General features: G+C 59.2%; 21 protein-coding genes. 8 read left to right on the top strand and 13 right to left on the bottom strand.

Going from position 1 to position 19,720, the window contains the following annotated elements:
• Positions 1-96 precede the first annotated feature (96 nt).
• The 3 genes from cysN to IAI51_RS01110 form a co-directional block, all read right to left on the bottom strand.
• Positions 97-1,995, bottom strand: a complete 1,899-nt coding sequence (gene cysN / locus IAI51_RS01120) for a sulfate adenylyltransferase subunit CysN (RefSeq protein ID WP_187676797.1) — start codon at positions 1,993-1,995, stop codon at positions 97-99.
• Between the two features lie 9 nt (positions 1,996-2,004).
• Entirely contained in the window at positions 2,005-2,922 is a 918-nt protein-coding gene (gene cysD / locus IAI51_RS01115; protein WP_007912374.1) for a sulfate adenylyltransferase subunit CysD, read from the bottom strand.
• A 190-nt stretch (positions 2,923-3,112) separates the two neighbouring features.
• Entirely contained in the window at positions 3,113-3,871 is a 759-nt protein-coding gene (locus IAI51_RS01110; protein WP_187676796.1) for a Nif3-like dinuclear metal center hexameric protein, read from the bottom strand.
• Between the two features lie 103 nt (positions 3,872-3,974).
• Between IAI51_RS01110 and algW the strand changes: the two genes are divergently transcribed.
• The 3 genes from algW (at position 3,975) to IAI51_RS01095 (ending at position 8,069) form a co-directional block, all read left to right on the top strand.
• Entirely contained in the window at positions 3,975-5,132 is a 1,158-nt protein-coding gene (algW, locus tag IAI51_RS01105) for a Do family serine endopeptidase AlgW (protein ID WP_187676795.1), read from the top strand.
• Positions 5,133-5,219: 87 nt separating this feature from the next.
• Complete coding sequence (locus IAI51_RS01100) at positions 5,220-7,337, top strand: TonB-dependent siderophore receptor (RefSeq protein WP_187676794.1); 2,118 nt, start codon at positions 5,220-5,222, stop codon at positions 7,335-7,337.
• A gap of 12 nt (positions 7,338-7,349) precedes the next feature.
• Positions 7,350-8,069 (top strand): DUF4198 domain-containing protein, encoded by a 720-nt coding sequence (locus IAI51_RS01095; RefSeq protein WP_187676793.1) that lies wholly within the window; start codon positions 7,350-7,352, stop codon positions 8,067-8,069.
• Positions 8,070-8,126: 57 nt separating this feature from the next.
• Here the strand turns inward: IAI51_RS01095 and hisC are convergent, their stop codons facing one another.
• The 10 genes from hisC to IAI51_RS01045 all read right to left on the bottom strand — a co-directional run bounded on the left by hisC (position 8,127) and on the right by IAI51_RS01045 (position 16,067).
• Positions 8,127-9,179 (bottom strand): histidinol-phosphate transaminase, encoded by a 1,053-nt coding sequence (gene hisC / locus IAI51_RS01090; protein WP_187676792.1) that lies wholly within the window; start codon positions 9,177-9,179, stop codon positions 8,127-8,129.
• 2 nt (positions 9,180-9,181) lie between these two features.
• The gene (gene hisD, locus IAI51_RS01085; RefSeq protein WP_187676791.1) at positions 9,182-10,507 is read right to left on the bottom strand and encodes a histidinol dehydrogenase; all 1,326 of its coding nucleotides are present in this window, start codon (positions 10,505-10,507) and stop codon (positions 9,182-9,184) included.
• A 125-nt stretch (positions 10,508-10,632) separates the two neighbouring features.
• Positions 10,633-11,268, bottom strand: a complete 636-nt coding sequence (gene hisG, locus IAI51_RS01080; RefSeq protein WP_016771668.1) for an ATP phosphoribosyltransferase — start codon at positions 11,266-11,268, stop codon at positions 10,633-10,635.
• A 127-nt stretch (positions 11,269-11,395) separates the two neighbouring features.
• Complete coding sequence (gene murA / locus IAI51_RS01075; protein ID WP_187676790.1) at positions 11,396-12,661, bottom strand: UDP-N-acetylglucosamine 1-carboxyvinyltransferase; 1,266 nt, start codon at positions 12,659-12,661, stop codon at positions 11,396-11,398.
• Between the two features lie 22 nt (positions 12,662-12,683).
• Positions 12,684-12,923, bottom strand: a complete 240-nt coding sequence (locus tag IAI51_RS01070; RefSeq protein WP_007912386.1) for a BolA family protein — start codon at positions 12,921-12,923, stop codon at positions 12,684-12,686.
• 115 nt (positions 12,924-13,038) lie between these two features.
• Complete coding sequence (locus tag IAI51_RS01065) at positions 13,039-13,344, bottom strand: lipid asymmetry maintenance protein MlaB (RefSeq protein WP_187676789.1); 306 nt, start codon at positions 13,342-13,344, stop codon at positions 13,039-13,041.
• Positions 13,341-13,982, bottom strand: coding sequence for a phospholipid-binding protein MlaC (locus IAI51_RS01060; RefSeq protein WP_187676788.1), 642 nt, complete (start codon positions 13,980-13,982; stop codon positions 13,341-13,343). Before IAI51_RS01060 ends, IAI51_RS01065 begins: the two co-directional genes overlap by 4 nt.
• Before the next feature lie 11 nt (positions 13,983-13,993).
• Positions 13,994-14,461: an outer membrane lipid asymmetry maintenance protein MlaD gene (gene mlaD, locus IAI51_RS01055; RefSeq protein ID WP_187676787.1), complete on the bottom strand. Its 468-nt coding sequence runs from the start codon at positions 14,459-14,461 to the stop codon at positions 13,994-13,996.
• Positions 14,461-15,258: a lipid asymmetry maintenance ABC transporter permease subunit MlaE gene (gene mlaE / locus IAI51_RS01050; RefSeq protein WP_187676786.1), complete on the bottom strand. Its 798-nt coding sequence runs from the start codon at positions 15,256-15,258 to the stop codon at positions 14,461-14,463. The genes mlaD and mlaE overlap by 1 nt, the downstream gene beginning before the upstream one ends.
• A complete protein-coding gene (locus tag IAI51_RS01045; protein ID WP_187676785.1) occupies positions 15,258-16,067 on the bottom strand; it encodes an ATP-binding cassette domain-containing protein in 810 nt (269 codons plus the stop codon). Before IAI51_RS01045 ends, mlaE begins: the two co-directional genes overlap by 1 nt.
• Positions 16,068-16,342: 275 nt before the next feature.
• On the opposite strand from IAI51_RS01045, the gene IAI51_RS01040 reads away from it, so the two are divergent.
• The 5 genes from IAI51_RS01040 to lptB are packed head-to-tail and all read left to right on the top strand — an operon-like array spanning position 16,343 to position 19,680.
• Positions 16,343-17,317 carry a KpsF/GutQ family sugar-phosphate isomerase gene (locus IAI51_RS01040; RefSeq protein ID WP_047299779.1) on the top strand — a complete coding sequence of 325 codons (975 nt, stop codon included), beginning with the start codon at positions 16,343-16,345 and terminating at the stop codon, positions 17,315-17,317.
• The gene (locus IAI51_RS01035) at positions 17,318-17,842 is read left to right on the top strand and encodes a KdsC family phosphatase (protein ID WP_187676784.1); all 525 of its coding nucleotides are present in this window, start codon (positions 17,318-17,320) and stop codon (positions 17,840-17,842) included.
• Positions 17,843-17,850: 8 nt separating this feature from the next.
• The gene (gene lptC / locus IAI51_RS01030) at positions 17,851-18,423 is read left to right on the top strand and encodes an LPS export ABC transporter periplasmic protein LptC (RefSeq protein WP_187676783.1); all 573 of its coding nucleotides are present in this window, start codon (positions 17,851-17,853) and stop codon (positions 18,421-18,423) included.
• The gene (gene lptA / locus IAI51_RS01025; protein ID WP_187676782.1) at positions 18,410-18,955 is read left to right on the top strand and encodes a lipopolysaccharide transport periplasmic protein LptA; all 546 of its coding nucleotides are present in this window, start codon (positions 18,410-18,412) and stop codon (positions 18,953-18,955) included. Before lptC ends, lptA begins: the two co-directional genes overlap by 14 nt.
• Entirely contained in the window at positions 18,955-19,680 is a 726-nt protein-coding gene (lptB, locus tag IAI51_RS01020; protein ID WP_008085069.1) for an LPS export ABC transporter ATP-binding protein, read from the top strand. The genes lptA and lptB overlap by 1 nt, the downstream gene beginning before the upstream one ends.
• Positions 19,681-19,720 lie beyond the last annotated feature (40 nt).

Here is a 19,720-nt window from a genome sequence, read left to right as displayed (position 1 = left end):
GATCGCCGTATGCCCGAATAAAAAAGCCCGCCGATGATCACTCATCGGCGGGCTTTTTTTGCGGCTTGAAACTGGAAGCTTGTCGCTGCTTCAGTGCTAGATCGCGCCACGCTTACGCAGCAGATCCAGCACTTGCTTGACGCTTTCTTCCAGCGTCAGCGACTGGGTATCAATCACCAGATCAGCATTCAGCGGCACGTCATACGGGAAGGATTCGCCCGGAATGTTGTCGCCACCCGCCGCATACAACCCTTGCGGATCACGCTCGGCACAGACGGTCGGCGAAGCCTGCACATAAACCGTCAGCAAACGCTCCTTGCCAATCAGCTCCTTGGCCTGCTCGCGACCTTCAGCACTTGGTGCAACGAATGCAGCCAGCGTCAGCAGGCCCGCCTCGTTGAACTGACGCGCCACATGAGCTGCACGACGCCAGTTCTCGGTACGGCCGGCGCGATCCTGTGGCAGACCTTTATTCAGGTCGTGACGCAGGTTCTGACCATCCAGCACAAACACTGCGCGGCCCATGTCGAACAGCTTGCGCTCGACCGCATAGGCCAGCGTGCTCTTGCCCGCGCCCGACAAACCGCTGAACAGCACGGTGGCCGGTTGCTGGCCGAAACGCTGAGCGCGCTCTTCAGTAGCAACATGCGCCAGTTTGCCGTGGTGCGAAGCCGTGCCGTGAGCCAGTGGCTGAGCGACGATCATGCCAGCGCCGACGGTGCCGTTGGTCAAACGGTCGATGATGATGAATGCGCCGGTGGTGCGGTTGCTCTCGTAACCGTCTAGGGCGATCGGCGCGTCGAGCGCGATCTTCACCTTGCCGATTTCGTTGAGCTGCAACGCGCTCGCCGGGCCCTCTTCGAGGGTATTCACGTCGACCTTGTTGACGATGCTGGCGATGGAGCCCGGCACGTAACTGGTCGCACGTTTGATGTCGTATTTCTTGCCCGGCAGCATCGGCTCTTCAGCCATCCACACCAGCATCGCTTCGAAGCTGTCGGTAACCGGCGGCACGTTGTCGGCATGCACCAGCAGGTCGCCACGGGAGATGTCGATTTCGTCTTCCATGGTCAGCGTCACCGCTTGACCTGGACCCGCATGTTCCAGCTCACCTTCGAAAGTGACGATGGATTTGACGCGGCTGCTCTTGCCCGACGGCAACACCACGACTTCGTCGCCCTTCTTGACGATGCCGCTGGCCAGAGTGCCGGCGAAACCGCGGAAGTTCAGGTTCGGACGGTTGACGTACTGCACCGGGAAACGCAGATCGGTGAAGTTGCGGTCGCCCGCCACTTCCACGGTCTCGAGGATTTCCATCAGCGACTGGCCGGTGTACCACGGCGAGCGCTCGGACTTGTTCACCACGTTGTCGCCCTTCAGAGCTGACATCGGCACAAAGTGCATGCTGGTCGGCTTCAACTTCAAGCCTTCGGCGAACTTCAGGTAGTCGGCCTTGATCGACTCGAACACGCCTTCATCGAAGTCTTTCAAGTCCATCTTGTTGATGGCGACGACGATATGTTTGATGCCCAGCAACGAGGCGATGAAGCTGTGGCGACGGGTCTGGGTCTGCACGCCGTAACGGGCGTCGACCAGAATGATCGCCAGGTCACAGGTGGACGCACCAGTGGCCATGTTGCGGGTGTACTGCTCATGGCCAGGGGTGTCGGCGATGATGAATTTGCGCTTGGCGGTGGAGAAGTAGCGGTAGGCGACATCGATGGTGATGCCCTGCTCACGCTCGGCCTGCAGGCCGTCGACCAGCAACGCGAGGTCAATGTCTTCGCCGGTGGTGCCGACTTTCTTCGAATCGCGGGTGATGGCTTCCAGATGATCTTCGTAGATCATCTTGGAGTCGTGCAGCAGGCGCCCGATCAGAGTGCTCTTGCCGTCATCGACGTTACCGCAGGTCAAAAAGCGCAGCAGCTCTTTACGTTCGTGCTGGCCCAGGTAGGCGAGGATGTCCTCGCTGATCAAATCAGATTGATGCGACATGACAACCCCTTAGAAATAGCCTTGACGTTTTTTATCTTCCATCGAGCCTGCGCCATCGTGGTCGATGACACGGCCCTGGCGCTCGGAAGTTCGCGTCAGGAGCATTTCCTGAATGATGTCCGTCAGGCTTTCGGCCTCGGACTCCACCGCGCCCGTCAACGGGTAGCAGCCAAGGGTACGGAAACGCACTTTCTTTTTGACGATGCGCGCTTTGTCTTCATCGGACAGGTGCTCGAGGATGCGCTCGTCGTCGATCATGATCAGCGTGCCGTTCTTCTCGATCACTTCACGTTCGGCGGCGAAGTACAGCGGCACAATCGGGATGCCTTCGAGGTAGATGTACTGCCAGATGTCCAGTTCGGTCCAGTTCGACAGCGGGAACACACGAATGGATTCGCCCTTGTTGACCTTGCCGTTGTAGACGTTCCACAGCTCGGGACGCTGGTTTTTCGGGTCCCAGCGGTGCTTGCTGTCGCGGAACGAGTACACGCGCTCTTTGGCGCGGGATTTCTCTTCATCGCGACGGGCACCGCCGAACGCTGCGTCGAAACCATGCTTGTCGAGTGCCTGCTTGAGGCCCTCGGTTTTCATGATGTCGGTGTGCTTGGCGCTGCCGTGGGTAAACGGGTTGATGTTCTGCGCCACGCCGTCCGGATTGATGTGGGTGATCAGGTCCAGGCCCAGCTCTTCGACCATCTTGTCGCGGAACTTGTACATCTCCTGGAATTTCCACCGGGTGTCGACGTGCATCACCGGAAACGGCAGTTTGCCCGGGAAGAACGCCTTGCGTGCCAGGTGCAGCATCACGGCGGAGTCTTTACCGATGGAGTACAGCATCACCGGGTTGTCGAACTCGGCGGCCACCTCGCGGATGATGTGGATGCTTTCCGCCTCCAGCTGTTTCAGATGCGTCAGTTTGTCGACCATGGCTACTCACGAAAGCTTTCTTATGAACGGCCAGCGGGCCGTGTTCGAGCGGGGAATCCTAGCACAGCGACCTCTTCTAATCAGGACGCCAACTAGATCGAAAGGGTATATGAATATGCCCACTCGTTTGGGCGATGACTGTCCTGTAGGAGCTGCCGAAGGCTGCTCCTACAAAGGGAAGTAGTGCTCGTCAGATCGGATTCGGGCAGTCGATGAAGATGTGTTCGACAGCAAAACGCTTCGCCAGATAATCGCCCAGCGCCTGCACACCATAGCGCTCGGTGGCATGGTGGCCGGCGGCGATGAAGCTGATGTCGTTTTCCCGGGCACTGTGGAAGGTCTGTTCGGACGCTTCACCGCTGATGAACAGATCGACCCCCGCCGCCACACCGTGATCGATATAACCCTGACCGCCGCCGGTGCACCAGCCGACCCGGCGGATCATTGCGCTGCCTTCAATCAGCAGCGGTTCGCGGCCCATGACTTCCTGCACCTTGCGGGCGAAATCACGCGGGGTCATGGGTTCGCTCAGCGAACCGACCAGACCGACGATTTTCAGATTGTCCGGATCCAGCGGGCCTTCGACCGTGATGTCGAGTTGACGCGCCAGTTGCACGTTATTGCCAACGTCCGGGTGCAGATCCAGTGGCAGGTGATAAGCGAGCAGGCTGATGTCGTGCTTGAGCAGAGTCTTCAAGCGACGCTGCTTCATACCGGTAATGCACGGGTTCTCGCCCTTCCAGAAGTAGCCGTGGTGCACCAGCACCAGATCGGCCTCTGCTTCAACGGCAGCATCGAGCAGAGCCTGGCTGGCGGTGACGCCGCTGACGATGCGCATCACTTGCGGACGGCCTTCGACCTGCAAGCCGTTGGGGCAGTAATCGGCAATTTTCGCACTGCCAAGGTAACGGTCAGCTTCTTCGACGAGGGTGCTGAGGGCAACGGCCATGAAAGACTCCTAAATATCCCGTTCAGAGGCACGCGCGGCCTCGTATAATGCGCGACATTATGGGCGGTCTGACCCCGCCTGCAACTTTTCCAGGACGTGCTTAATGCTCAAGGCGCTGCGTTTTTTTGGCTGGCCGCTGTTGGCCGGTGTGCTTATCGCACTGTTGATTATTCAGCGTTACCCGCAGTGGGTCGGGCTTCCGAGCCTCGACGTCAACCTGCAGCAGGCCCCGCAAACCACCAGCGTGCAGCAGGGGCCGGTGTCCTATGCCGATGCGGTAACCATCGCCGCGCCGTCCGTGGTCAACCTCTATACGACCAAGGTCATCAACAAACCGGCGCATCCGCTGTTTGAAGACCCGCAGTTCCGCCGCTTCTTCGGTGACAACTCGCCCAAGCAGAAACGCATGGAATCGAGCCTCGGCTCGGGCGTGATCATGAGCCCGGAAGGCTACATCCTGACCAACAACCACGTGACCAGCGGCGCCGATCAAATCGTTGTGGCGCTCAAGGATGGCCGTGAAACCCTGGCCAGGGTGATTGGCAGCGACCCGGAAACCGACCTCGCTGTCCTGAAGATCGACTTGAAAAATCTGCCGGCGATCACTGTAGGCCGCTCGGACAACATCCGTATCGGCGACGTCGCACTGGCCATTGGCAACCCGTTCGGCGTCGGCCAGACCGTGACCATGGGCATCATCAGCGCCACCGGGCGCAATCAGTTGGGCCTGAACAACTACGAAGACTTCATCCAGACCGACGCGGCGATCAACCCGGGTAACTCCGGCGGTGCGCTGGTCGATGCCAATGGCAACCTCACCGGCATCAACACCGCGATCTTCTCCAAATCCGGTGGTTCGCAAGGCATCGGCTTTGCCATCCCGGTGAAACTGGCGATGGAAGTGATGAAATCGATCATCGAGCACGGCCAGGTGATTCGTGGCTGGCTGGGGATTGAAGTACAGCCGCTGACCCAGGAACTGGCCGAGTCGTTTGGTTTGTCCGGGCGCCCGGGAATCGTGGTGGCGGGGATTTTCCGCGATGGCCCGGCGCAGAAGGCCGGCCTGCAACTGGGTGACGTGATTCTCAGCATCGATGGCGAACCGGCGGGTGATGGCCGTCGCTCGATGAACCAGGTGGCGCGGATCAAACCGACCGACAAAGTGACGATTCAGGTCATGCGCAATGGCAAAGAAATCAAGCTGACCGCTGAAATCGGCCTGCGACCACCACCGGCACCGGTAAAGGAAAAAGAAGAGTAAGACTTTGTTCGCGCCGACGGCGCGAATAACAGACATTCTCAACAGGCATGTTATATTGTTTCAATTAAACAATTGGAACAACATAACATGTCGTCTCGAACAAAGGCCTCGCTGCTGGGCCTGACCCTCGGTTTACCTCTGGGTTTGCTGTGCGATCCAGTCTTCGCCGAAGAATCGCAGCCACTCGAACTCGACGCCATCAGCGTCACCTCCGACTACCAATCCCCTACCGGGCCAGTCACAGGCTACCGCGCCACGCGCTCGTCCAGCGCGACCAAAACCGACACCGCGATCCGCGACATCCCGCAGGCAATCAGCGTGGTGCCCGCCAGCGTGCTCAAGGATCTGGGCAGCAGCAGCGTCGAACGCGCGCTGGATTTTGCCGGCGGCGTGTCCAAGCAAAACAACTTCGGCGGCCTGACCCTCTACGAATACAGCGTGCGCGGTTTCACCACATCGGAGTTCTACAAGGACGGTTTCAGCGCCAATCGCGGCTACCCGGCCACACCCGACGCCGCCAACATCGAGCGCATCGAAGTGCTCAAAGGCCCTGCCGCCAGCCTCTATGGCCGAGGGGATCCGGGCGGCACAGTGAACATCGTCACCAAAAAACCGCAACCCGAAGCCTTTACCACCCTGCAAACCAGCGCCGGCAGTTGGGATCGCTACCGCACCGCGCTGGACGTCAACACGCCACTCGATGAACAGGGTGATGTGCTCTCGCGGATCAACCTGGCCGTCGAGGACAACCACAGCTTTCGCGATCACGTCGACAGCCAGCGTGTATTCGTCGCGCCCTCGATCAGTTGGCAACTCAATCCCGACACATCGCTGTTGGTGGAAAGCGAAATCGTCCGCCACAGCTCCACGTTCGACCGCGGCATCGTCGCGCCAAACAACAAATGGAGCGGCGTTTCGCGCTCGACCTTCCTCGGCGAACCGAACGACGGCAACATCGACAACCACAACAACCTGCTTCAGGCCACGCTCGAACATCACCTCAACGACAACTGGAAACTGCGCCTGGCCAGCCATTACAAGGAAGGCAAACTCTGGGGCAACGCTTCTGAAAGTCGTGCTCTGAACGCTGACGGTCATACGGTGAACCGACGCTATCGCGAGCGTGACACCCACTGGCACGACAGCATCACCCAACTGGAATTGCGCGGACTCTTCGACCTCGGCCCCTGGCAGCACGAACTGCTGATCGGCAGCGAGTACGAGAACTACCGCAAGAACGAGCGCGTCACCACCATCGCTGGCGGTCCTTACGCCATCGACATTTACAAACCGGTCTACGGCCAGCCGAAACCCAACGGCGCACGCTCGGGTACCGATTTCTTCGAACACGTCGAAAGCCATGCGCTGAACCTGCAGGATCAAATCGTCTTCACCGACAAACTGCGTGGAATGGTCGGCGCGCGCTTCGAGCACTTTGATCAACGCATCGACGATCACAGCCGCAACGCCAAAAGCCGCCAGACCCACGACGCCCTCACCCAACGCGCCGGCCTGCTCTATCAACTGACGCCGAATACCGGCCTGTTCGCCAACGCTTCGACCTCGTTCAAACCCAACAACGGCCTCGATGCCTCCGGCAAATCCTTCGATCCCGAAGAAGGCGTCGGTTACGAAATCGGCATCAAGAACGAATTGTTCGACGAACGCCTGAGCAGCACCCTCGCCTTCTTCCACATCGACAAGGAAAACGTCCTCGCCCTCGACCCGGGCACCGACACCAGCCGCGCGATGGGCAAGGCGCGCAGTCGCGGTTTCGACTGGCAAGTGACCGGGCAAGTGACCGATGCCGTGCGGGTGATTGGTGCCTTCGCTTACATCGACGCCGAAGTGACCAAAGGCGATGCAGCGATTCCCACCGGCAGCCGCATTCTTGGCGTGGCCAAACGCAGCGGCAGCCTGCTGGGGGTTTATGAATTTCAGGACGGCCATTTGCGCGGCTCGGACGTCGGCGCGGCGTTTACTTATGTCGGCGATCGCTCCGGTGAAGCCGGCGGCGACTTTGAAATGCCGGCCTATCACACCGTCGATCTGCTGGCCCATTACAAGGCCAGCGACAACGTCACGGTCGGCCTGAACCTGAACAACGTCTTCGACGAAAAATACTACGAGCGCTCCTACAGCAACTACTGGGTCAACCCCGGCGAGCCGCGCAACTTCACCGTCAGCCTGACACTCAACCTGTAAAAGGACGTCATCATGCAATGCCGCAAAACCCTCCTGATCATCGCCGCACTGTTCGCCACCCAGGCTTCGGCCCATGGCCTGTGGACAGAACAACGTCGCGGCAATATCGAAGTGATCTACGGCCACGGCGCCGAAGACAATGCCTTCAAGGCGCAGAAAATCAGCGGCGCCTGGGCCTATGACGCGGGCGGCAAAATGATCCCGGTCAGCGTCGAACGCCTGCCCGATCATGCACGTCTGAAGCCGCTGAAAACACCGGCGGTCATGGCCGTGGCACTAAACAACGGGATGTGGTCGCAAACCGCTGACAAGAAGTGGATCAACGAGGGTCGCAGCAAAGTCCCGGGTGCTGTCGAGGCGACGGAGACGTTCAAGTACAGCCTGGCGATTTATCAGCCGGGGGCAAAGTTGCCCAAGCTTGATCAGATCAAGTTGCTGATTTTGCCGGAAGTCGATCCGCTGACGGTAGGACCGGGGAAATCATTGCCGGTGCGGGTATTGCTCGATGGCAAACCGGCGGCGGGCGTGAAGTTGATTGGCGACTATCGCAGTGCGCCGAATACGCTGAGCACCGAGACTGACAAGGATGGGCGTGCGCAGGTGTTGGTGCGTAATGAAGGGTTGAATGTGATTGCGGCGCAAGTAGAGGTGCCGGTGAAGGACAGTGTTGATGTGAACAGTCGTGGACTGTTCAGTTCGCTAACGTTTTTGGGTGAGCCACATCACGAATAACCAACACAAGTCCCCTGTAGGAGCGAGCCTGCTCGCTCCTGCAGGGGTAATGGTGTTTTAGAGTTCGCCGAGCCCATCAATCAACGCCTGATTCTGCTCCGGCGTGCCAATCGAAATCCGCAGGAACTGCGCAATCCGCTCCTGCTTGAAGTGCCGGACGATCACGCCCTGCTCCCGCAGTTTCGCCGCCAGACCTGCCGCATCATGCTGCGGATGCCGGGCAAAGATGAAGTTCGCCGCCGACGGCAGCACTTCAAAGCCCTTGGCCTGCAACTGCGCGATCACCCACTCACGGCTCTCGATCACTAGACGACAGGTCTTGTCGAAATACTCGCGGTCTTCGAATGCCGCCGCCGCTCCGACATTCGCCAGACGATCCAAAGGATAAGAGTTGAAGCTGTTCTTGATCCGCTCCAGCGCCTCGATCAGGTCCGGATGCCCCACTGCCAGGCCAACGCGCAGGCCGGCCAACGAGCGCGACTTGGACAGAGTCTGGGTCACCAGCAGGTTCGGGTAACGGTCCACCAGACTGATTGCTGTCTCGCCGCCAAAGTCGATATAAGCCTCATCCACTACCACCACCGAATCAGGGCTGGCCTTGAGAATCTGCTCGACCGCTTCCAGTGCCAGCAGGCAACCGGTCGGTGCGTTCGGGTTGGGGAAAATGATCCCGCCGTTCGGCTTGGCGTAGTCCGCCGGGTTGATCTGGAACTGTGCGTCCAGCGGCACTGCGTCGAACTTGATGCCATACAACCCGCAATACACCGGATAGAAGCTGTAACTGATGTCCGGGAAGAGAATCGGCTGATCGTGTTGCAGCAGGCCGTGGAAAATGTGGGCGAGCACTTCGTCCGAACCGTTGCCGAGGAACACCTGATTGCTCTGCACGCCGTAGTACTGAGCGACGGCGTTTTTCAGCAGATCGCTGTTCGGATCAGGGTACAGGCGCAGATTATCGTTGAGTTCGGTCTGCATCGCCGCCAGGGCTTTTGGCGACGGGCCGTAGGGGTTTTCATTGGTGTTGAGCTTGACCAGTTTGGTCAGCTTCGGCTGTTCGCCCGGCACATAAGGCACCAGATCCTTGACGAACGGGCTCCAGAATTTACTCATGTTCAGTTCCCCTGCTTGTCGTCAATGATGCGGTATTCGGCGCTGCGCGCGTGGGCGCTCAGGGATTCGCCACGGGCGAGTACCGAAGCGGTCTTGCCCAGTTCGGAAGCACCGGCCTCGGAACAGAAGATGATCGACGAGCGTTTCTGGAAGTCATAAACACCCAGTGGCGAGGAGAAACGCGCCGTGCCGGAGGTCGGCAATACGTGGTTCGGGCCTGCGCAGTAGTCGCCCAAGGCTTCGGAGGTGTGACGGCCCATGAAGATCGCGCCGGCGTGGCGGATCTGCGGCAGCCAGGCTTGCGGGTCAGCGACCGAGAGCTCCAGGTGTTCCGGGGCGATGCGGTTGGCGACTTCGATGGCCTGTGCCATGTCACGCACTTGAATCAGCGCGCCGCGGCCATTGATCGAGGTTTCGATGATGGTTGCGCGATCCATGGTCGGCAGCAGTTTGTCGATGCTCGCGGCGACCTTGTCGAGGAACTCGGCGTCGGGGCTGACCAGAATCGCTTGAGCGTCTTCATCGTGCTCGGCTTGGGAGAACAGGTCCATGGCGATCCAGTCCGGATCGGTCTGGCCGTCGCACACCACAAGGATTTCCGAAGGGCCGGCGATCATGTCGATGCCGACCTGACCAAACACGTGGCGCTTGGCGGTGGCCACATAGATGTTGCCCGGGCCGACCACTTTATCCACTTTCGGCACGCTTTCGGTGCCATAGGCCAGCGCGGCAACGGCTTGTGCGCCACCGATGGTGAACACACGATCGACGCCTGCGATGCACGCAGCGGCCAGCACCAGTTCGTTGATTTCACCGCGCGGAGTCGGCACGACCATGACCACTTCGGTCACACCGGCAACCTTGGCCGGAATGGCGTTCATCAACACCGACGACGGATACGACGCCTTGCCGCCCGGCACGTACAGGCCTGCGCGATCCAGCGGCGTAACCTTCTGGCCCAGCACCGTGCCGTCGGCTTCGGTGTAGCTCCAGGAATCCTGCTTCTGTTTTTCGTGGTAGCTGCGCACACGGGCCGCGGCTTTTTCCAGTGCTTCGCGCTGAGGCACGGTGATGCGGGTCAGGGCCAGTTCCAGACGCTCGCGCGGCAGGATCAGGTCGGCCATCGAGGCAACTTCGAGGCCGTCGAACTTCTGGGTGAACTCGACCAGCGCCGCGTCACCGCGCTCGCGCACAGCCTTGATGATGTCCAGCACGCGCTGATTGACCGAGTCGTCAGACACACTTTCCCAGCTCAGCAGATGATCCAGATGATGCGCGAAATCCGGGTCAGCAGCGTTGAGTCGGCGAATTGCAGTCGGTGCGGTCATAGCGAGAGCCTCATAGGAATGGCAAAAACTCAGGCGCCCTAACTTAGCAGTCGTTTCCGCTTGGGCACCTGAGATTCTGGCTATGAGGCGGATAGACGGGCGCGACTCAAGGTCGCGCAGGTAGATCAGCCGCGGTGTCGCGATTCCACAGCGTTGCGCAGGGTATCGATCAACGCCTGGATACGGGCGTGTTGCATTTTCATCGAAGCCTTGTTGACCACCAGACGCGAGCTGATCGTGGCGATCAACTCCTGGGGTTCCAGACCGTTGGCGCGCAGGGTGTTGCCGGTGTCGACCACGTCGATGATCTTGTCGGCCAGACCGATCAGCGGTGCCAGCTCCATCGAGCCGTAGAGCTTGATGATGTCGACCTGACGGCCCTGTTCGGCGTAATAACGCTTGGCGACGTTGACGAACTTGGTCGCCACACGCAGACGGCCCTTGGGCTCGGCCGCGCCGATCTTGCCGGCGGTCATCAGTTTGCATTGGGCGATCTGCAGGTCCAGTGGCTCGTACAAGCCCTGACCGCTGTATTCCATCAGCACGTCTTTGCCGGCAACGCCGAGGTCGGCCGCGCCATGCTCGACATACGTCGGCACGTCGGTGGCACGCACGATCAGCAGACGCACGTCGTCCTGGGTCGTGGGGATGATCAGCTTGCGGCTCTTGTCCGGATTCTCGGTCGGCACGATGCCCGCTTCAGCGAGAAGCGGCAGGGTGTCGTCAAGGATGCGGCCCTTGGACAGTGCGATGGTCAACATGGGAAACGTCAGTCCTTATCAAGGTACTCATGTCCGGTCGCAATCGACGCCGGACACACATCGAGCCGGATAACGGCTCGATTCGAAACGAATTCAGTGGACACGTCCCTGTGTCCTCATGCAGCTGTTAGCCCGGAACGCGACGGATCTTGGCGCCCAGCATCTGCAGTTTTTCTTCGATGCACTCGTAACCACGGTCGATGTGGTAGATGCGGTCGATCAGGGTATCGCCTTCGGCGACCAGAGCGGAGATCACCAAGCTGGCCGAAGCACGCAGGTCGGTTGCCATCACTGGCGCGCCTTTGAGGACTTCAGTACCGGTGACGATGGCAGTGTTGCCTTCGACCTGGATCTTGGCGCCCATGCGATGCAGTTCGTAAACGTGCATGAAGCGGTTTTCGAAGATCGTCTCGATCACGGCACCAGTGCCTTCGGCAATGGCATTGAGCGAGATGAACTGCGCCTGCATGTCGGTCGGGAACGCCGGGTACGGCGCAGTGCGCACGTTGACCGCTTTCGGGCGCTTGCCGTGCATGTTCAGCTCGATCCAGTCTTCACCACAGGTGATTTCTGCGCCGGACTCGCGAAGTTTTTCCAGAACCGCTTCGAGGATGGTCGGATCGGTGTCCTTGACCTTGACGCGACCACCGGTGACCGCAGCGGCCACCAGGTAGGTGCCGGTTTCGATACGGTCAGGCATCACTTTGTAGAAACACGAACCCAGACGCTCGACGCCATCGATGGTGATGGTGTCGGTGCCAGCACCGGAAACCTTCGCGCCCATGGCGTTGAGGAAGTTCGCCAGGTCAACCACTTCAGGCTCGCGCGCTGCGTTCTGAAGCACGCTGCGGCCCTTGGCCAGAGCAGCAGCCATCATGATGTTTTCAGTACCGGTCACGCTGACGGTATCGAAGAAGAAGTGCGCGCCGCGCAGGCCGCCTTCAGGCGCCTTGGCCTTGATGTAGCCGCCTTCGACATCGATCACCGCGCCCATGGCTTCGAGACCACGGATATGCAGGTCGACCGGACGCGAACCGATGGCGCAACCGCCAGGCAGCGCGACTTCGGCTGAACCGAAACGGGCAACCATAGGGCCCAGTACCAGGATCGAGGCACGCATGGTTTTCACCAGTTCGTACGGAGCGATCAGGGTCTTGATGGTGCGCGGGTCGATTTCGACGCTGAGTTTCTCGTCGATCACAGGCTCAATGCCCATGCGACCGAACAGCTCGATCATGGTGGTGATGTCGTGCAAGTGCGGCAGGTTGCCAACCGTCACCGGGCCATCGCACAGCAGAGTGGCAGCCAGAATCGGCAGGGCAGAGTTCTTTGCCCCGGAAATGCGGATCTCGCCATCAAGACGAGCGCCACCAGTAATAATCAATTTATCCATAAGAATCTCGACGCCCTTAGGCTCAGGTGCGCTCGGCCCAGGCCGCGCTGCTGAAAAATTTCATAGTGACCGCATGGATGCTGCCATCGGTGATCCATGGGTTCAAATGGGCATAGATCTGCTGCTGACGCTTCACCGGGCTCAACGCCGCCAGTTCATCGCTAATCACGTTCAGCTGGAAATTGCAGCCTTCGCCCTCAACTTCTACCAACGTTCCGGGCAGCTTTCCTTCAAGGAAGCTCTTCACTTCTACGGCCTGCATGCTCAACCTCAATCGGCGCCCTGTGCGCACGGGTCGGACATCATACAAAAAAGCCCCGCGCCTGCGAACCCCGCAAGGCAGGACTCTGACGGGGGGCTTCTTTATTGATGCGGGTTCAGGATTGCGCCAACAGTTCGGTCAGCTCACTGACCTGAGCAATTTCGCGCATGTCTTCGGGCATCGCGCGGATGCTGACAGCCTTACCGGCCGCCTGAGCATCGCGCATGAAGCACAGCAGCAACGACAAGCCGACGCTGCTGGACTTCTTCACGGCCGAACAATCGATGACCAACGCAGAAGCCTTGCTCGACTTGATCAGCGCCTGACCTTCCTTGCGCAAGTCCGGGCCAGTGCGGTAGTCCAGCACTCCGCTGAGCAATAGCTCGTCGACATCACTCATACGAACTGCCGCCTCATTCATTGCGCAGGCTTCTCGGTGGTTTGCTTGGCCTTGGCCACTTCACCTGCCCAATTGTTGATGGTCTTGTCCAGATCATTGCCGTTACGCTGCATCGCGTCGGCGAACTGGTCCCGGAACAACTTGCCGATGTTGATGCCGTTGATGATCACGTTGCGCAGTTTCCACTCGCCGTTGATCTTCTCCAGGGTGTACTGCACAGGGTATACCGCGCCATTGGTGCCCTTTACGGTCATGCCGACGCTGGTGCGATCACCCGATTCGTCCTTGGCAGGATCAACGGTGATGCCCTGGTTGTTGTATTCAAGCAAGGCGTTGCCGTAGAACTGGAACAGGCCTTTCTTGAAGTTTTCCTGGAAGGTCTGCATCTGCGCAGGCGTTGCCTTGCGCGAATATTTGACCGTCATGATGCTTTTGGAGATGCCTTCGGCATCTACCACCGGACCAACGATAGTGTTCAGTGCAGCATAAAAGTCGTTCGGATCCTGCTTGTATTTCTCTTTATTGGCCGACAGATCAGCGAGCATCCGGGTGGTGGTGTCCTGAATCAGATCGTGCGCTGACTGTGCCGCCACAGCGGTACCCATCAGAGGCAATGTCGCGAGCAACACCAACAGGCCACGTCGCAAGGTAGAGATCATTCAAAAGCTCCTCATTTGGCGTCTTTGCTAACGGTATTGAGCAGGAATTTACCGATCAGGTCTTCCAGTACCAGTGACGACTGCGTGTCGTGAATGGTTCCACCATCCTTCAGAGGGGTATCTTCCCCGCCTACGCTGATACCGATGTATTTCTCGCCCAGCAGACCAGCGGTCAGGATAGACGCTGTGGAGTCGGTCGGCAGGTTGTCGACCTTTTTATCCACTTGCAGGGTCACCCGACCGGTGAAGCTGTCGCGATCCAGATCGATTGCGGTGACCTTGCCGATGGTTACACCGGCCATGGTCACTTTGGCTCTGACCGTCAGACCAGCGATATTGTCGAAGTAGGCATAAAGTTTATAAGTTTCGGTGGTCGAAGTCGGAGACAGGCCACTGACCCGCAAAGCAAGCAGCAGCAAAGCCAGGATCCCTGCCAGCAGGAACAGGCCGACACCGATTTCCAGGGTGCGGTTTTGCATCAGAAATCTCCAAACATCAAAGCGGTCAGAATAAAGTCCAGGCCCAATACTGCCAGCGAGGCAAATACTACGGTCTTGGTGGTGGCACGACTGATCCCTTCGGAAGTGGGCTCACAGTCATAGCCTTGGAATACGGCGATCCAGGTCACGACGAAGGCGAAAACGACACTTTTGATGACGCCGTTGAGCACGTCATTGGTGAAGTTCACGCTGTTCTGCATGTTTGCCCAATAAGACCCTTCATACACGCCAAGCCAGTCGACAGCCACCCACGAACCGCCCCAGATACCCACCACGCTGAAAATCATCGCCAGCACCGGCAGGGAAATGAATCCGGCCCACAGACGCGGGGCAATAATATATTTGAGCGGGTCGACACCGATCATTTCCAGACTGGAAAGCTGCTCGGTGGACTTCATGTTGCCGATTTCCGCGGTCAGCGCCGAACCGGCACGTCCGGCGAACAGCAGCGCAGTCACCACAGGGCCGAGCTCTCGCAGTAGCGTCAGCGCAACCATCTGCCCCACCGCCTGCTCCGAACCGTAGCTCGACAGAATGCTGAAACCCTGAAGTGCCAGCACCATGCCGATGAAAATCCCGGAGACCACAATGATCACCAGCGACATGACGCCGACCGAATGCAACTGCTTGACCAGCAAGCCGAAACCGCCGCTGATACCGCCACGCCCTATCAAGGCGTGAAACAGGAACAGCGTTGCACGACCAAACACCGCAATGGCATCGATCGCCGCTTCGCCGAAACGACGCACGCGTTCTATTAATGAAATTCTGCGCATCAGCGCTTCCCCAGAAGATCTGCGCGGTAATCCGTCGCTGGAAAATGGTACGGCACCGGGCCATCGGGATTGCCGGTCATGAACTGGCGGATACGCGGTTCGTCCGAGTTCATCAGCTCATCGGGCGTGCCCTGCCCCAGTACCTGACCATCACCCACTACATAGATGTAGTCGGCGATGCTCGCGGTTTCGGCCAGATCGTGCGAAACCACGATACTGGTGATTCCCAACGCATCGTTGAGCAGACGAATCAGGCGTACCAGCACGCCCATGGCGATCGGGTCCTGTCCAACGAACGGTTCGTCGTACATGAGAATCTGCGGATCAAGCGCAATGGCCCGCGCCAGCGCTACGCGCCGCTTCATGCCACCGGACAGCTCATCGGGCATCAAGTCGATTGCACCGCGCAGCCCCACCGCCTGCAATTTGAGCAGGACGATGTCGCGGATCATTTCTTCCGGCAACTCGGTATGAACGCGCAGGGGGAAAGCTACGTTCTCGAAGACATCGAGATCGGTGAACAGAGCGCCGCTCTGAAACAGCACACCCATGTGCTTGCGTGCATCGAACAGATCACTGCGCGACAGCGCCGGCAGGTTCTGACCGTTGACCCAGACTTCGCCGCTGGCAGGACGCAACTGTGCGCCCATCAAACGCAGCAGCGTGGTCTTGCCACACCCGGAAGGTCCCATGATGCCGGTGACCTTGCCGCGCGGTATGCGAATATCGACGTTATTGAAAATGCTGCGCGCACCGCGCTTGAAGGAGACTCCCTTCAGCTCGACCGCGTAGGCGTTATCGGCACTCATCTAAACTCCTTGCGATGCAGCCTCTCACTCGGACGCCTGGCTTTATTTAAAAAGCACGTACATCCCGGGCAGGCCGAACTGGCGGCGAACTATATCACTGCAAAGGCCATGCGCCCAAGGCTTGTGCCAGCCTGTGTTCGGCGTTATGGCAGGGCTGGCGGCTCTTTTCCCGGGTTTTGGTAACGAGGAATGACAAAGCACGACGAACTTGCGTGAGGCTTTGCAACATAACCGCTATAATCGCCGCCTTTTCATCGGGCTATACGATTTCTGACATGAGCCAATCCAGCGACCTGATTCAATCGGCACAACGCACCATCCGCCTCGAAGTGGAAGCCGTTCAAGGCTTGTTGCCCCATATCGACGCCGATTTCGTACGCGCTTGCGAGATGATTCTGGCCAGCAAAGGCCGTGTGGTGGTGGTCGGCATGGGCAAATCCGGGCACGTCGGCAACAAGATTGCCGCAACTCTGGCGAGCACCGGCACCCCGGCATTCTTTGTACACCCGGCTGAAGCCAGCCATGGCGACATGGGCATGATTACCCGTGATGACGTGATCCTGGCCCTGTCGAACTCCGGCTCGACCAACGAAATCGTCACCCTGCTGCCCTTGATCAAACGCCTGGGCATCCAGTTGATCAGCGTGACCGGCAACCCGGCCTCGCCGCTGGCGAAAGCCGCCGAAGTGAACCTCAATGTTCACGTCGAGCACGAAGCCTGCCCGCTGAACCTGGCCCCCACCTCTTCGACCACCGCCGCGCTGGTCATGGGCGATGCCCTGGCCGTAGCGTTGCTGGAAGCTCGCGGTTTTACCGCTGAAGACTTCGCCTTTTCCCACCCGGGTGGCGCCCTGGGCCGTCGCTTGTTGCTGAAAGTGGAAAACGTCATGCACGCCGGGCAGGAATTGCCGCAGGTGCAGCGCGGCACACTGCTCAAGGATGCGCTGATGGAAATGACCCGCAAGGGTCTGGGCATGACTGTCATCCTTGAAGCCGACGGCAAGCTCGCCGGGATTTTTACCGACGGCGATTTGCGCCGCACACTGGATCGCAGCATCGACATCCGCAGCGCCACCATCGATCAGGTGATGACGGCCCACGGCAAAACCGCACGGCCCGAAATGCTCGCCGCCGAAGCCCTGAAAATCATGGAAGACCACCGAATCAACGCACTGGTCGTTGTCGATGAGGAAGATCGCCCGGTCGGCGCTTTCAACCTCTCCGATCTGTTGCGCGCAGGAGTGATGTAAATGAGCACCGATCTGTTACAACGCGGCAAAGCGATCAAACTGGCGGTTTTCGACGTCGACGGCGTCCTCACTGACGGTCGCCTGTACTTCCTTGAAGACGGCAGCGAATTCAAGACTTTCAACACCCTCGACGGCCAGGGCATCAAAATGCTCATGAACGCGGGTGTGCAGACCGCCATCATCAGTGGCCGCAAGACCCCCGTAGTCGAGCGCCGAGCGAAAAACCTCGGCATCCCGCACCTGTTTCAGGGGCGAGAAGACAAATTGGTGGTTCTGGACGGTCTACTTGAACAACTGGGCCTAAGCTATGAACAGGTCGCCTACCTCGGTGACGACCTGCCTGACCTGCCGGTGATGCGTCGCGTGGGACTCGGCATGGCCGTAGCCAACGCTGCCGACTTCGTCCGCGAACATGCCCACGGCGTGACCCGGACACGTGGCGGCGAAGGTGCAGCCCGCGAATTCTGCGAATTGATCCTGCGCGCCCAAGGCCGCCTCGATGCGGCCAATGCCGCGTACTTGTGAGCCAAACCATGTTCAGCAAAAAATTTCGTAACTTCCTGCTGTTCGGTTGCATCGCCGCGATATTCGCTGCGGTCGGCTACTGGAACATCAGCCCGGAACGCTTCCTCGACAAGCCTGCGGTTTCCTCCGTAGAAACGCCTATCGACTGGTATGCGACCAACACGCACACCGTGCAATACCTTCCGGACGGCAAAGTGCAGTATGAAATGACCTCCGAGAAGGCCGAGCACGTCAAGGCGACCGACATCACGCTGGTCACCAAGCCTGACCTGAACATGTACCGCGGCACAGATTTCCCGTGGCACGTGACCAGCGAACGCGGCGAAGTGAACTCGGGCGGCACCGAAGTCGAGCTGATCGACTCAGTACGCATCAAGCGCACCGATGAAAAGAACCGCGCCACCCTGATCACGTCCACTCGCATGACGGTGTTCCCGCAGCAGGAATATGCGCAGACCGCGCAACCCGTTAGAATCGACGGCGCTGGCGGTGTATCGACTGGCGTAGGAATGAAAGCGTATCTGAAGGAAAGCAGGATACACCTGCAATCGAACGTAAGAGGACAGTATGAGGCTCGTTAAAACCCTCCCTATTTTGCTCAGTCTGGGCGCAGCACTGGGAAGCGTGAGCGCCTGGGCTCTGCCGAACGATCAAGAGCAGCCAATCCGCATTCAGGCCGACGATGCCCAGCTGGACGACAAGAATGGCGTTGCCACTTATAAAGGCGACGTGATCATCACCCAGGGTTCGATGAAGGTTACCGGCAACACCATAACCATCACCCGTACCCCGACCGGTGACATCGACGTGGTGACCTCGGTGGGCAACCTGGCCTACTTCGAGCAACTGCAAACCGCTGGCGATACCAAACCTGTTCAGGGCTGGGGCGTGACGATCCAGTACCACGCCGCGCAAAACCGCGTCGTACTGATCGACAAAGCCAAGGTTGTCGACAAGGACAACAACACCACCCAGGGCGAGAAAATCGTCTACGACACCGTGAAGAAACTGGCCAGCGCCGGCCGCGCTACCGGCAGCAAAGTCACCGAAGCGCGTCCGCGCATCGACATGGTGATCCAGCCGAAGAAGAAAACCGAAGAGAAAACCCAGTAATGGCAACTCTGAAAGCTCAGCACCTGGCCAAGGCCTATAAAAGCCGCCAGGTCGTGCGTGACGTCAGCCTGTCGATCGACAGCGGCCAGATTGTCGGCCTGCTCGGCCCCAACGGTGCCGGCAAGACCACTTGCTTCTACATGATCGTCGGCTTGGTACAGGCCGACCAGGGCCGTGTGCTGATCGATGATCTGGACGTCAGCCACCAGCCGATGCACGGTCGCGCCAAGGCGGGTATCGGCTATCTGCCGCAAGAAGCGTCGATCTTCCGCAAACTGTCGGTGGCCGACAACATCATGGCCATCCTCGAGACCCGTCAGGAACTCGACAAGGCCGGCCGTCGCAAGGAGCTGGAAAGCCTGCTGCAGGAATTCCACATCAGCCACATTCGCGACAACCTCGGCATGAGCCTGTCCGGTGGTGAACGCCGACGGGTGGAAATCGCCCGCGCCCTGGCGACAGCACCGAAATTCATCCTGCTCGACGAACCGTTCGCCGGTGTCGACCCGATCTCGGTCGGCGACATCAAGCAGATCATCCATCATCTCAAGGCCAAGGGCATCGGTGTTCTGATCACCGACCACAACGTCCGTGAGACGCTGGACATCTGCGAAACCGCCTATATCGTCAACGACGGTCAGTTGATTGCCGAAGGCGATGCAGAAACCATCCTGGCCAACGATCTGGTCAAGGAAGTGTATCTGGGCCATGAATTCCGCCTGTAAGCCTGTTAGTGCCGAGTGAGCCGCCCGGGCGCTGTATCGA

It is taken from the genome of Pseudomonas sp. N40(2020), from assembly GCF_014472415.1.
Classification (GTDB): domain Bacteria; phylum Pseudomonadota; class Gammaproteobacteria; order Pseudomonadales; family Pseudomonadaceae; genus Aquipseudomonas.
This window is presented reverse-complemented; position numbering and strand designations above follow the sequence as displayed.

Excerpts from the sequence above, each read along its gene's own strand:
- cysN (WP_187676797.1), bottom strand. The coding sequence starts at position 1,995 with ATGTCGCATCAATCTGATTTGATCAGCGAGGACATCCTCGCCTACCTG.
- cysD (WP_007912374.1), bottom strand. The coding sequence starts at position 2,922 with ATGGTCGACAAACTGACGCATCTGAAACAGCTGGAGGCGGAAAGCATC.
- IAI51_RS01110 (WP_187676796.1), bottom strand. The coding sequence starts at position 3,871 with ATGGCCGTTGCCCTCAGCACCCTCGTCGAAGAAGCTGACCGTTACCTT.
- algW (WP_187676795.1), top strand. The coding sequence starts at position 3,975 with ATGCTCAAGGCGCTGCGTTTTTTTGGCTGGCCGCTGTTGGCCGGTGTG.
- IAI51_RS01100 (WP_187676794.1), top strand. The coding sequence starts at position 5,220 with ATGTCGTCTCGAACAAAGGCCTCGCTGCTGGGCCTGACCCTCGGTTTA.
- IAI51_RS01095 (WP_187676793.1), top strand. The coding sequence starts at position 7,350 with ATGCAATGCCGCAAAACCCTCCTGATCATCGCCGCACTGTTCGCCACC.
- hisC (WP_187676792.1), bottom strand. The coding sequence starts at position 9,179 with ATGAGTAAATTCTGGAGCCCGTTCGTCAAGGATCTGGTGCCTTATGTG.
- hisD (WP_187676791.1), bottom strand. The coding sequence starts at position 10,507 with ATGACCGCACCGACTGCAATTCGCCGACTCAACGCTGCTGACCCGGAT.
- hisG (WP_016771668.1), bottom strand. The coding sequence starts at position 11,268 with ATGTTGACCATCGCACTGTCCAAGGGCCGCATCCTTGACGACACCCTG.
- murA (WP_187676790.1), bottom strand. The coding sequence starts at position 12,661 with ATGGATAAATTGATTATTACTGGTGGCGCTCGTCTTGATGGCGAGATC.
- IAI51_RS01070 (WP_007912386.1), bottom strand. The coding sequence starts at position 12,923 with ATGCAGGCCGTAGAAGTGAAGAGCTTCCTTGAAGGAAAGCTGCCCGGA.
- IAI51_RS01065 (WP_187676789.1), bottom strand. The coding sequence starts at position 13,344 with ATGAATGAGGCGGCAGTTCGTATGAGTGATGTCGACGAGCTATTGCTC.
- IAI51_RS01060 (WP_187676788.1), bottom strand. The coding sequence starts at position 13,982 with ATGATCTCTACCTTGCGACGTGGCCTGTTGGTGTTGCTCGCGACATTG.
- mlaD (WP_187676787.1), bottom strand. The coding sequence starts at position 14,461 with ATGCAAAACCGCACCCTGGAAATCGGTGTCGGCCTGTTCCTGCTGGCA.
- mlaE (WP_187676786.1), bottom strand. The coding sequence starts at position 15,258 with ATGCGCAGAATTTCATTAATAGAACGCGTGCGTCGTTTCGGCGAAGCG.
- IAI51_RS01045 (WP_187676785.1), bottom strand. The coding sequence starts at position 16,067 with ATGAGTGCCGATAACGCCTACGCGGTCGAGCTGAAGGGAGTCTCCTTC.
- IAI51_RS01040 (WP_047299779.1), top strand. The coding sequence starts at position 16,343 with ATGAGCCAATCCAGCGACCTGATTCAATCGGCACAACGCACCATCCGC.
- IAI51_RS01035 (WP_187676784.1), top strand. The coding sequence starts at position 17,318 with ATGAGCACCGATCTGTTACAACGCGGCAAAGCGATCAAACTGGCGGTT.
- lptC (WP_187676783.1), top strand. The coding sequence starts at position 17,851 with ATGTTCAGCAAAAAATTTCGTAACTTCCTGCTGTTCGGTTGCATCGCC.
- lptA (WP_187676782.1), top strand. The coding sequence starts at position 18,410 with ATGAGGCTCGTTAAAACCCTCCCTATTTTGCTCAGTCTGGGCGCAGCA.
- lptB (WP_008085069.1), top strand. The coding sequence starts at position 18,955 with ATGGCAACTCTGAAAGCTCAGCACCTGGCCAAGGCCTATAAAAGCCGC.